At 52.1% G+C, this 12,768-nt stretch carries 7 protein-coding genes; 6 read left to right on the top strand and 1 reads right to left on the bottom strand.

Going from position 1 to position 12,768, the window contains the following annotated elements; genetic code table 11:
• Window positions 1–779 precede the first annotated feature (779 nt).
• The 6 genes from CJO09_RS06540 (at window position 780) to CJO09_RS06570 (ending at window position 8,933) form a co-directional block, all read left to right on the top strand.
• The gene (locus CJO09_RS06540; RefSeq protein ID WP_119441642.1) at window positions 780–1,190 is read left to right on the top strand and encodes a hypothetical protein; all 411 of its coding nucleotides are present in this window, start codon (window positions 780–782) and stop codon (window positions 1,188–1,190) included.
• Between the two features lie 716 nt (window positions 1,191–1,906).
• On the top strand, window positions 1,907–2,794 hold the full coding sequence (locus tag CJO09_RS06550) for a PDDEXK family nuclease (protein ID WP_147404906.1): 888 nt from the start codon (window positions 1,907–1,909) through the stop codon (window positions 2,792–2,794).
• Between the two features lies 1 nt (window position 2,795).
• Complete coding sequence (locus CJO09_RS06555) at window positions 2,796–4,829, top strand: hypothetical protein (RefSeq protein ID WP_119441645.1); 2,034 nt, start codon at window positions 2,796–2,798, stop codon at window positions 4,827–4,829.
• Window positions 4,822–6,171 carry an ATP-binding protein gene (locus CJO09_RS06560; RefSeq protein ID WP_119441646.1) on the top strand — a complete coding sequence of 450 codons (1,350 nt, stop codon included), beginning with the start codon at window positions 4,822–4,824 and terminating at the stop codon, window positions 6,169–6,171. The genes CJO09_RS06555 and CJO09_RS06560 overlap by 8 nt, the downstream gene beginning before the upstream one ends.
• 12 nt (window positions 6,172–6,183) lie before the next feature.
• A complete protein-coding gene (locus tag CJO09_RS06565; protein ID WP_119441647.1) occupies window positions 6,184–7,920 on the top strand; it encodes a TnsD family Tn7-like transposition protein in 1,737 nt (578 codons plus the stop codon).
• Window positions 7,914–8,933, top strand: a complete 1,020-nt coding sequence (locus CJO09_RS06570) for a TniQ family protein (protein ID WP_119441648.1) — start codon at window positions 7,914–7,916, stop codon at window positions 8,931–8,933. The genes CJO09_RS06565 and CJO09_RS06570 overlap by 7 nt, the downstream gene beginning before the upstream one ends.
• Window positions 8,934–9,548: 615 nt before the next feature.
• On the opposite strand, the gene CJO09_RS06575 is transcribed toward CJO09_RS06570, so the two are convergent.
• Window positions 9,549–12,722, bottom strand: a complete 3,174-nt coding sequence (locus CJO09_RS06575) for a type I restriction endonuclease subunit R (RefSeq protein WP_119441649.1) — start codon at window positions 12,720–12,722, stop codon at window positions 9,549–9,551.
• Window positions 12,723–12,768 lie beyond the last annotated feature (46 nt).

The following is a 12,768-nucleotide window of genomic DNA, read 5'->3' on the forward strand; positions in this document are numbered from 1 at the left end:
ACTCCGGAAGAGCAGGGGTATTAACGTTGCGGCGTTGCGCCTCAAGTGATTGGGTGAGCGTTAATAATCCCAAACGGTATATTCAGACTATCAAGGGATCAGCAGGCCCGCAAGCGAATTTTGATTGTGAGCGTTTGTTTTTTCGCAACGTTATTTTTTGATGCGCATTATGATACTTTTTGAATTCAATCAGCCTATCCCGTAAGTTCTCACCTTTCGCAAGGGTGACTCATAGAGGCTGACCCTGTAAGTTCTCACCTTTAGAGCGGTCATCGAGTGGTGAGCATATCCTGTGAGTGCTCACCTTCGGAGGTGTTGTTCAATCCCAACGGTGAAGTCCTAAACTAGATGGAGGACTTGTCTTTGTGTATTGCGCAAGTATGGGGAGCGGGGTGAGTGTGCGAATGGGCTTGAATCCAAAAAATGGTCATCCACAGGTGGCCGCGCCTAACCTCAAATGGAAAACATGACAAAACATCGGATATATATGAGTTCCAATCCGGTCTTACATCCACACTTTCTTGGCTAACCAATTTATGTCTTTAGCTCCAGGACGCCCACATGATCATCAACACGAGACCGCGCGCACCCGTCTGGAACAACGGCGCTGGGGTCAAACGATACGCTGCCCTCTCTGTTGGTCAGTCGAACCTATTTATCATGAGTATCGCAAGGGCGTGCCAGGCTACTATCGATGTCGTGGTCAACCGAACGACACCCATAGCCAAGAAAAGCCTCTTCACAAACCCTACGTCTTTACCGTGCGCACGGGAACCATCATGCAGCGCTCACATATTGCACTTTCAGTTTGGGAGCGCGCCCTGGCCCTTGTGCTACCACAATGGCATTCCCTCACCAAAAGGCCCACAGCCTTTCATTTGTCACTGGAGCTAGAGTTGACGGAAAAATCTTTAGCCCGGCTTGTACGCTTAATTCACGACATGGATGAGCGTTTCGAAAAACTGTTGCCAGTCGCCTCAACCGACGTATCAAGATTAGATGAGCAGGACAGGCGCTTTTTGCTCATGAACTATTTTCTGATGACCTATCGCGTTCATAACTTGCCTCCTACACAAGCCAGTTGGTTTAACAAGTACTCTTCCCCAAAAATCGAAGCAGGGCTAGAACACCTAAATGAACGTTTGGCGCCCATCGCAAGGCAACTCAAGAGACTGTCACAGCCAGGTTAAGAGGGCTAATAGGTAGGACTAACAACCTAAAAAACAAAATTCCAAGTTAAGTACCATCGATTTGTTAAAACCAACGCCATATCGCCTTTGGATTAGCCGCAAGAGTGGGTATGGTTAAACCTAAACGACACAGCGGCTTAGTGCTTTTTACCGTACCCAAACCGCCAGTCACGACCTTAAGGAATAATTCGCAGCGAAATATACATATAAAACAGCTTTAATTTTTTTCATATAAATCAATGACTTACATTGATTTTGTTGTTTTAAGATCAAGACTTTTATTGTAGGATAGGGGCATCCGCAGACTGTCTCAGACAACGCGGAAGCAGACAAACTCAAGCGACAAAGTGATGAGTAGACAGGAAACGTCTGAAATAGGGAGAAACGACAACAGAGCGAGCGCAGAGACACCCAAACAATATTTGAATAACGCGAGAACTGCGCGGTAAGACCAGCAACCTGGGCAAAGGCTGCAGATCTTACTGAGTGCGCACGAGGTTGAGCAACCCTTCGTGCATAGTGCATCGAGAGGTTGGCACTGTCAAGTGCCAATGGGGCTTTTTATTGCCCAAAAAATGCAGCGCAGTTCCGTATCCGACAAGCACCTTATGGATATGGAGACTATGTCTAGAGTACCCCTTATTAGCCCTGAGCGGCTATTTAGAATCGAAAAGCGCCAGAGCATCCCACGTTGGCAAAACGAGTACGAACCAGCCATGAAGGCTACCCGCGATGAGGCTCCGAGCATCAGCCGCCCATCCACCTTGTTTTGGTCAAAGATTGGCCGCGACTTACATTTTATGTCATTGGCCGAGCGCCACGTTTGCATCCTGGCACTATATCACCCAGGGCTAATTGACGTACACGAGCAACATGCCCTTGAGCGATTCGATGCCCCACACCCTTTAGCCGATCACCCTCGCGCTCGTCATCTGCGCCTGCCACCTTTACGCGGTACGGTCTCGATCACGGAAGAAATGGGCATTCCATCAGCGCATCCAGTTGTCAACATCCCAGACAAATCCAACTCAAACAATACACTGCGTGCCGCATTTCCCTTTATTGGCGATCTCTTACTGTTTATGGTCGATGACATCGAACCATACTGTGTAAATTGGAGCATTAAAACGACACGCACAGCGTTTTATGACAAAAAGGTAGCGACAAGAAACGCCAAAAGTCGACTCCATGACTGCGCTTTGAGCGACCGCCACCTGATCGAACAGCGCTATTTTGCCGATGCTGGCATTGCATCACACTTCATCGCAGCGGACGAGTTTGATAGTCACCTCATCGCTAACCTGAACGCGCTTTGTGCCAAAGCCCAGCAGCCAATTATTCTCGATTGGCAGAGACAGGAAGAGCTGATTGTAAAGTTTCAAAAAATTGTAGGCACCCGCACCACGCCACTGGCAATTATGGAGCCTGCGATGAGGCAAATAGGCTGCAGCCGTCAGGACTTTGTCGCGACCTTGTACTCGGCCATCTGGAATCGAAGAGTACGGGTCGATCTTTACCAACCCGTTCTGGTGGATAAACCACTCAAAGCCGAGCGTCGTGATGTGCTGCTGGACTATGCACATCTTTTCTCTCGGGGGCAATAGCATGCAAAGAGGCAGCGCACTCATTGTCCCTCAGGGGCTTGGCCCATTGGAAGCAGGTTTGACGTATCACTTGCTTCGCCACAACCGCGTCATTCGAACAGTTCAGCTTGTGCTCTTCACACAGACCAAACATCGGTGGTTAGCCCATCTGTACTCGCTGGAAAGCGCCACATTCGAAGATGCTTTGGTTAGGGGCTTGATCACTAAAGCACCTTATGACAACGGCGCCCCGTTTCTGAGGACTCTTGACGGCAAAGACCCTTTGAGCTTGGACTTGGAAAGGCAAACCCGAAAACGAGTATCAGATTTTGATCGGGCTACCGAGCGGTTAACAAAGATCTCTCCACTTTTGAACCAGGAAAATGACATCCTGTGCAGCGCAAACCCCGAAGCAGTAATTAACGCTTTTGCACGCAAACACAATCTAAATGAACAACGGACGCGATTCTGGTTCTTTGCGTACCTTTGTTTTTCTCGCGATATGCGGGTGCTCGTTCCACACTACTTCGAATGCGGTAAATGGGATCGCCTACAAAAACCCAACGGCCCAAAGTTTGGGCGCCACTCAATATCCAAGGGCGCGCTCTCTGGCCAACGACTAAATAGTGAAACCATCGAGCGTTTAGTTAAAGCCTACTACAAGTATGCCAAAGAGGGTTCTACATTGACATCCATTTATCAAGAAGCCATGCGCAAAGACTTTGGCGCCACGCTAGTTAACGATGACATTGGAATACCACGGTTAATTTCAACCACGGGTTCGATTCTCCCTACGTTCGATCAGTTCAGATACCAGATACACAAGGCAGTCGGACAGGACAAAGTGCAAGCGTTACGTTGGGGCCAGGCGCGGTTCCGACGCAGCAAACAACCCCATCGGGGCAAATTCACCACCAACGTCAGCAACTTGTATGAGTCAGTCGAAGCCGATGCCTACTACACGGACGAAAGACCCAGGTCCAATTGGGGCGAGGGCCATCTAGACCCCTTGTGTGTAACCCGTCTTGTTGATGTGGCTTCAGGCATGCGCTTGGGCATCGGGTTTGCGATTGGTTCAGAAAGCAGTGAGTCTTACAACGCAGCCATGTTTTGTGCTGCGATCCCCAAAACAGTGTTCTGCAAACTTTTTGGTATCGATATCAACGAGGCCGAGTGGCCCAGTCAAGGCTTGCCTACAACATTAATCACTGACCGCGGGCCTGGCATTAAACGCGCCCGCATCGATCCAAGCGGCTTGCTGCATGGGCCAGCTATCCACGAATTCACCCCCTCGGGCCAGGGCCAGAGCAAGGCGTTGGTCGAGTCAAGTCAACGCAGACGAACAAAGCTTGAGGGTCCAAATCAACACTCAGAAAGCAACTTAACTTTTCACCAAATGATGGTGCGCGAAATTCGTCGCGTGCTCCTGGAAAACAAAACAGCAGACACCACCAGCAGACTCACCCCGGAGATGCTCCAACAGCACACAGCTGCGACCCCGCTCGGGGTCTGGCGCTTCTTGGATGCGCGTGCAAGAAACGATGGCACTACCCCTACGTTTGACCAAGCTGTAAGGAGCTTTCTCATGTCAACTGAAGTCAGCTTGAGCCGAGCTGGAGTAATGCTTAAAAGCCAGGCTTACTCGTCGGCGGCCCTACGGAACACAAAACTCATACAACAGCTTGGCGGCACCACAATAAGAATCAAAGCGTATGTACTAGCAGCATGTGTCAGACATATATGGGTGGAAATCGACGGCAAATTGCTTCAGTTGGATGCCCAGCTGTCACTTCGTGACGACACGCAAATGCTCTACCGCACCTTCAATGAGCTCAATGATGAGAATCGGGAACTGAGCAAGCAAAAATCCAAGCTACGTCAAGATAAACAAAGTCTTGCCGTAGCCCAGCAGAACCTTCTGCTATCAGAGCACGGTGGCGACTGGAACGCAGCGAAACGGTTACGGGGTAAGCGTAAACGGACACCAGAGGCCAAAGCAGAACAAGCCGTCGTGTTGGAAACATACGATCGCAAAATGGAGCGCGTTGATGGATAAGGCGGACATACGACCAGGTAACAAAATTACCCAAACGCTCACGCGCCAAATGCGCGAGCTTAACAATCGAGATCTGATCGCAAATCGCGTGACACAACTTCCTAGACCATCGTCGCCTATTGAACAAGTGCAAACTCACCAAATCGGCCCGACCATCGAGGCGCTGCTGCACCAACTGTATATGCCTACAAGCCAAGATCTGGACATTCTTGAGAGATTTGTGCAAACCGGCATTGCGCACTACGAGACAAACTACCCTAGCGATCACTCATACTTGCAGACTTTGTATACACACCAGGAGTCCTTTTCCCCTCCTGTCCAAACGCCAACTTGTTTGACAGGTCCAGCCGGGATCGGAAAAACATCGCTTTTGCAAGCACTTGGACGATTGTTGCCGCCCCCGATCGAGCTTGAACCCGCTCCCAATCATGGGCCGGTCCTCTTCACATCTCACTGGTCCATTGAAGTACGTCAACGTGTCAACGCAAATTCGTTATTACAACAACTTGTTCTCCCCTTAGAGGAGCGAAGTGCGAGACCGCGCAACCTTGGCGCTTTGGCTGCAAAATTGGCCCACCGCGCCGGCGTTGCCCTCTTTCTGGTAGACGAGCTGCAGTTTCTTACTCAAAGCGGCACAGCCAATACCTTGATCACAAAACTATTGTACGAGCTCAGTTATGTCGGGATCCCCTTGGTGTACGTAGCGAACTACAGCATGTGCAGGTTGTTGCAAAAGCGTCCAGAACAAGACCGCCAAAGATTGTTGGCAAACCCAATTGTTATGCTACCCACGCAGCCCGACTCACAGGACTGGATGGCGTACCTGCGTGCAATTCAAAAGGTACTTGGCACAACGCTACAAATCGATGTGCTAAAAGAGCGTGGAACAATTTATTACCTGAGCGCCGGGCTGAAACGCCTGGTGAAACAGTTACTCAGACGTGCCTACGAACTTGCCTGGCACACTGGCAGGCGTTACGTCACCATCGCTGATCTGCATGATGCATACAACGACACACCCTATGCCATCAGCCGCCAGCAAGTGGAAGCCATGCTTTCGCCGCACTCCAAGCGATCCAGCGAATATGTATGCCCGTTTCCTCTTCCCAGAGTAGCGGCACAAGCACTGGCGCAACAGCAGGAAGAGCGTAAGAGAATAAAAATTCTAAACGACATTCAAGTCAGTGCTCTGACGACAACAGAACGAGAAAACCTTCCAACTGAGTTAACGACTCCGCGCCAGGCAAAGCCTTCCCGCCCAAAACGGCCCAAGCTTTCCGCTCAAGAACTGAGAAAAACACACGAGTATCGACTTAATACTGGCCAGATACCAAGCAAATGAGGGGAGTTAAGAATGCGCCTTAGTAACGGAAATCTCGGTCATAACTGGCCTTTACCCATCACCCAGTGGTTTGACGACGAGCTGTTCTATAGTCTTTGCTGTCGTTTTCATTACATCGCAGGTAATCGACTCTCTGGCCACACTGCCAAACAACTTTTTGGTCACGCGCGGCACGGCACACAGCACGATTTTCCATCCAACCTGGATACCTTTGTGCAACGCACAAGTGGCGTGTTTGGAGATACCCCAGAGCACATCATTTTGCAGCACACGATCTTGCCGTTCTACTTACCCTGGGTTAGTTGCTCGCTAGGCACGGAGCTTCTTGACCTATTAAGTCGTGGCCAGGCTGCGCGAATCAAAAGCCTTTTGGGTCTACCCTCAAGCCGTCTGCGAGCCAACCACCCGCTTCGCGCATGCCCGGAATGTATGCATGAAGACAAGCAACGGACGGGTACCGCCTATTGGCGCCTGACACATCAGCTACCAGGCGTAAGAGTCTGCCCAACTCACAAGGTGCTACTTTGGCAGTTTAATGAGAAAACCAATGCCGTGCGCCGGTTCGATTGGCTCCTGCCTCGCAATGATGCTTTCTATCCTGTAGCGTACACACTGACTACACACTGCCAACTTTGGCTCGATAGACTGGCTCAAGCCGCGATCGAGATCTTCAAGCTGGCGCCCAACATACATATTGACCTTAATACGGTACAAACCGCCTACCGCACCGCCCTTGACGAGCAAGCGATGTTGCGTGGCCGCCACCAGATAGCGTTAGGTACCGTCTGTCAGCGGTACCTTGCGTTTACTCGATCCTGCCGCTGGCAAGAATTAGGGATCATGCCGCCAGCCCAGGAGCGCAGTACGACCTTCATGCTCAGTCGTTTGCTGACGCGTCAGCCATGCAGCACAAACCCACTTCATCACCTGCCACTGATTTTGTGGCTTTTCGGTGACTGGCCTACGTTCTGGGCGGCCTATAAGCACGCCCAAGCACCCGCGAGTGTGACACCTGTTCACCCCCGGACATCGTCAGACATACCCGACACTCAAGCGCAACGCCTTACTCAACTCGTTGTGGTTCAAGGCCTGTCGGTCAGCGCAGCAGCGCAGCAACTGGGCATAGCCGTTCAAACATGTCAGTCTTGGGCTGCTGCTTGCGGTATCCGCTTACAAAAACGTCCAAAAAGTAACCTCGAGCGCATCGCAGCTATCCTGAAAGACCTTCGTCAAGGCATGGAGCAAAAAGCCACTGCACACAAACATGGGGTGTCCAGCTCGACTATTTCCAGACTGTTACTCACCGAGCCGGGATTACACATACGCTGGGAAAAAGCGCGCCGCGCCCTAGCACAAAAGCGGGCTCAGTCACGCTGGTTACGTGCCATGACTAAGCACCCAAACGCGACCGCAAAGCAGCTTCGTGAGATCGAGCCAGCAAGTTACGCCTGGCTCTATAGAAATGATCGCGCGTGGCTACAAAGTAAATTGAGAAAGCTCGCAAAGCATAGCGTCGACCGCAGCACAAGCGTCGATTGGGCAAAACGCGATGAGAAGCTACATGGACAAGTACAGCAACTTTATCAGCAGCTTCAACGTGATGGCGAACTATTTCCCATCACCGTGCAGCAAATTTACAAAAGCACTCCAAACATCAAGCCCGCTCTTTCAAGCCTGAATCGCCTCCCCCAAACTCGTGAATTACTCACTCAAATTCGAAAACGCTCCTACCGGACATCCAAATGTTGATATCTTCGCCCTTCCCTGACGAACTGGCACTAGGTCACCTTTATCGCTTAATTAGGCTGAACGACACCTACCAGGCAAACAAAAGCACAAACCAGAGCCAACTTGCAAACTGGATAGCAAATATGAGGCCAACAGTAACACCTGCCCACCACCGAAGAGTTCCAATTAATCATATGTTGGCCAACTCACTGGGCGTCAGCGTCGCCTCATACCGATACAATCACTCATTGTGTTTTTTCGATAAAAGATGGAGACACCTCTCCAGTCAAGACCCCACAGTTGATATCAAATTGGGGGCCTTTTCGCCACCCGCATTTACTAAAGTGGCACCGAACAATGAAAGCCCCTACAAACTTTGTCGTCTGTGTCGTCAAGAGGACACAATTGCCTACGGCATGACCTACTGGCATCGAATACACCAAGTGCCAGGCATCGACATATGCCCACACCACTTGACCCCCCTTCAACACCACACCGAAAGCGATGTCATCAACAATCCCAACCCCTTCGCGCTTAATGGGCCACTTGTAGCCGCAGAGCTCGTGCAGGCAGCACATCACCCCATATTGGAACGCTACCGAACCCTAGCCGCGCTTACATTGACTTTTGGCGAAGGAATCGAACTATTTGGGGTGCGCAATCACGTGCGTGACATCGCGCGTGAGCGTGGTACGATCATCGGCGTTGCATGGTACCACCCAAACACAAGCTACTTGGCACACTATCTAGCGGACAAACAGTTACCACCGGCCTGGCTGGGACACCACATTGACCCAAAGACAGATGTTCAATCGAACGCATGGAAAAACCCCGGAGTCAAAGAGCATGCCAGAGAACTAAGGCGCTTGCCAGATGTCCATCTCTTTCATCCTGGGTACCTATTGCTTGTCATGGCAGCAATGTTCACTACACCCAAAGCGGCCGAGATCCTGTTAGGGCATAACCCAAAAACGGCGATTAACAGTCTTAGGCTTGGGCAACCAAACGCCAAAATTTTCAAGCAAGAAAAGTGATCCCGGCTCGTTTCTTCCCGTTTATTCCTTTAAAACCAGGGTCAAGGACGATGAAAAATTGCAATCACCTCTGAAACCGTGTTATAAATCAAATAACGCTTCAGCTAGCCTGATGCGTTACCTATCTATGAGCGGTTGGGGGTTAAAGTATCAGATGCAATTAATTTTGTATTGGTTTACGGCCTTTCCCGATTTGAAGGCGTCAGCTTGATGATTGGGGGTTAATGAAATAGCAGCCTAGTGATTCCCTTGTGGAGTTGCTTATCGAAAGCGCCTTTCCCAGTGCAAGCTGGGGGTTAAAAGAAGTTTTTCGAAGCCCAGGTTGGCTATATTTGTTTTTCCCTCTGCGATTAGAAAGGTAATGTGCCCGGTGAGTTTTCTCACTGGGCACATTTTTTTGTGCTTGCCTGTTAAAGAATGTTGCTCCCCTGCCGCTTAGTGATGTCCCCTAATGAGGATGACAACTCCGCGCTCATCAAAGCCCGTCTTAAGCTTGCGGCCAGCCGCTAACAGTGAACCGACTTCCGGTTGCCATAAGCTTAATCACGACCAAAAAAATTTGGGATTTCAAAGTTTGTTGATCTGCAAAAATATAGGAAGACGCTGGCAATACCCCTACAATCGTTGAACCAGCAGCGTCAGGATGGTCCGGGCGAAGCTGCGCATCTTCTGATCGTTGGCCAACACCTCAAGCGCCATGGACTGATTGTCGTTCATGGCATCGAGCACAATGTCTTCCACTCTTTTCGGGAAAGCCCCGTGCATCACCTGATCGGGGCTGTGTTGACTGATCTGGGCCATCACATCCGAATCTCGCTGCACGCGATCAGCCACGCCCTTGGCAAAGTGCAGTTGATCCTCATTGGTTACCTGAGCCCCAAAAAGCTCGTTCAAGGCCTCGATAATCTCTGAAAGCCGCTTTTTCTCGGGGTCATGGGGTTTGCCACTGCCCACCGCATTGGCTGGTTCCAGGCCATCGCCATCCGGGGATTCTTCGAGCTTCATGTCCTGCTCGGCTCGCTTGGTCAATCGGTAGTGAGTGAGTTCCAGGTCATTGAGCTCCAGGTCTTCCGAGCTCAGGCGATGGGTTTGCAGCAGTGGGTACAAATGCCGGGCGTACACATTGAGTTGCTCAAGCTCCCGGTCTTCGTAGGGCACGATCTGTGACAGGAACTCGTAGAGCCGCACAAAGCTGATCAGGTTCTTGCGAAACAGCTCCAGGCGATCGACGGCCTCACCCGCTTCCTTGAGGCTGACTTCAGCCTTCTGGACGCCTGCTTTGTCATTGCGCTGGCGAACTTGATCGAGCAGTTGACGGGCCTCGCGCTCAGTTTCTACGGCATGGGTGTACCGCTTGCTGAACCGGTCCCGCGCGGGCTTGCAGTGGTAGGCAAGCGCACTAGCCTGGGCCTTGGGATCAAAGAAAGCCTGTGCGAAGGCAGCCACCTCTTCCCAGTGATAGATCTGCTCATCATCCAACTTGCGCTGGATGTCATACACAATTTGTGGATCAGAGACGTCAGCCAGTTCTGCCTTGTTGTAGTACGGCAGAAACGAGTCGAGCACCTCCTGGGGATTGTTCACAAAGTCCAGGATGTAGGTGTTTTCTTTTCCTGGGAAGGTGCGGTTCAGCCTGGAGAGTGTCTGCACACAGTCCACGCCCTGGAGCTTTTTGTCGACGTACATGGCACAGAGCTTGGGCTGATCAAACCCGGTCTGGAACTTGTTGGCCACGATCATGACATTGAAGTCTTCGGTGGCAAATGCCTTGGCATGTTCGCGGCCATTCAACCCGGGGTTGAGCAACTTGCTGGTTTCACTGACCTCTTCTGGTATCGCCTCGTCTGGCAGGACCGAACCCGAGAAGGCCACCAGCGGATGAACGTCTGTATAACCCTGCTCTTGAATATAGTTTCTCATCGCTAACTGATAGCGCACGGCTTCCTGGCGACTGCCGGTGACCACCATGGCTTTGGCCTGACCATCGAGCAGGTGTCGTACGGTCGCCCGGAAGTGCTCCACGATCACCTGCACCTTCTGACTGATGTTGTAAGGATGCAGCCGCACCCACCGGGCGAGCCGGATACGGGCCTGTTTGCTGTCGACCTCGTCATCCGGCCCATCCGCATGCGCGATCCGCCAGGCGGTGTCATAGGTGGTGTAGTTCCTGAGAACATCCAGAATGAACCCTTCCTCGATGGCCTGGCGCATGGAGTAGACATGAAACGCCTGCGGCTTGTTCTCGGCACTTGCGGGTTGTGAGGGATCAGGCACACGACCAAAGAGTTCAATGGTGCGCGCCTTGGGCGTAGCGGTGAACGCGTAATAGCTGATCTTTTCGGTAGTACTTCTGGCTGTCACCGCAGCATCGAGCATGTCTTCTGCGCTAATCTCGCCGTCTTCATCACTCTCAGCGACAGCCCCGGCCAGAATCGCCTTGAGTTTGCTGGCGGAGCTTCCGGTCTGGGAGGAGTGCGCCTCATCAGCAATGACGGCGTATCGACCCTGCGCCAGCTTGGGATACTTGTCCAGGGCATCAAAGAGTGCCGGGAAAGTTTGGATGGTGACAATAATAATGCGGGTCTGCTCAGACAGCGCCTCAGCCAGTTGCTCAGACTTGCTCTGGTTACCCATGTCTCGCGTGATGGGACGCACCACGCCTTGCGCATGATCAAACTGGTAAATGGTGTTCTGAAGCTGGCTATCAAGCACGGTGCGGTCTGTCACCACGATCACCGACTGAAAGAGCTTTTGTCCTTGCGCGTCGTAAAGAGAGGCCAACTGGTGGGCCAGCCATGCGATCGAGTTGGACTTGCCCGAACCCGCACTATGCTGAACCAGATACCGCTGACCTGCACCTTCGGCGCGCGTGGCGGAGAGCAACTGATTGACCACATCGAGCTGATGGTAGCGCGGAAAGATCATCGTCTCTTTGTACGAGACAGTGCCGTCAAAGGCTTCCACGCGCACGCGCTCCAGGTGCAGAAAGCGCGAGAGTGCGTGCAACCACGCATCGGGTGCAAAGACCTGTTCCCACAGATAGCCCGTGGCGTAGTCTGAATCGCTCGCAGGAGACGGGTTGCCAGCACCGCCATCCTCGGTGCCCCGGTTAAAGGGGAGGAAGAAAGTGTCTTTGCCAGCGAGCCGGGTAGTCATGGCCACTTCAAACTGACTGACGGCGAAATGGACCAGAGCCCCTCGCTTGAACGTCAGTAACGGCTCTTCCTTGCGGGTGACTGGATCTTTGATCGGCCGATCGTATTTGTACTGGCGCTTGGCGTTTTCGACCGACTGCTTGAACTCGCTTTTAAGCTCCAGGGTGGCGGTGGGAATGCCGTTGACAAACAACACCAGATCCAGGCGCGGGTTGTAGTTCCCATCCCGACCCTCTTTGGCATAGGGTGAGTAGGACACCTCGGGCACCACGCGTAGGCGATTGGCCTGATAACGAGCCAGAGATTCCGGATTCATGCCGTGGTCAGGTTTGAAGCTGCACAGGTCGATCTTGACGCCCGGAATCTTGAACCCGTGACGCAGCACTTCCAATGTGCCCTGGCGCTCCAGTTCACGTACAGTCTTTTGAACGAGGATCTTGGCCGGGTTCTGGGGGTTGAGCTTGCACAGTTTCTCCCAGCGATCCGGGTAAGCCTCCTGGAAGAACGCCAGCAGGTCCTCGGTGTAGAGCGCATGGGTGCGGTCATACCCGGCAGAGGTGCCCACCAGCCATCCTTGCGTTTGAAGCGCCTGGACGATGTCGTGTTGAAACTGGTGCTCTTTGCTGTCTGCCATGCCGGGTCTCTTTGCGAGTCCGGCTCACCCGGCCCCGCCTCCTTGG

Source organism: Neopusillimonas maritima (genome assembly GCF_003576595.1).
Taxonomy (GTDB): Bacteria; Pseudomonadota; Gammaproteobacteria; order Burkholderiales; family Burkholderiaceae_B; genus Neopusillimonas; species Neopusillimonas maritima.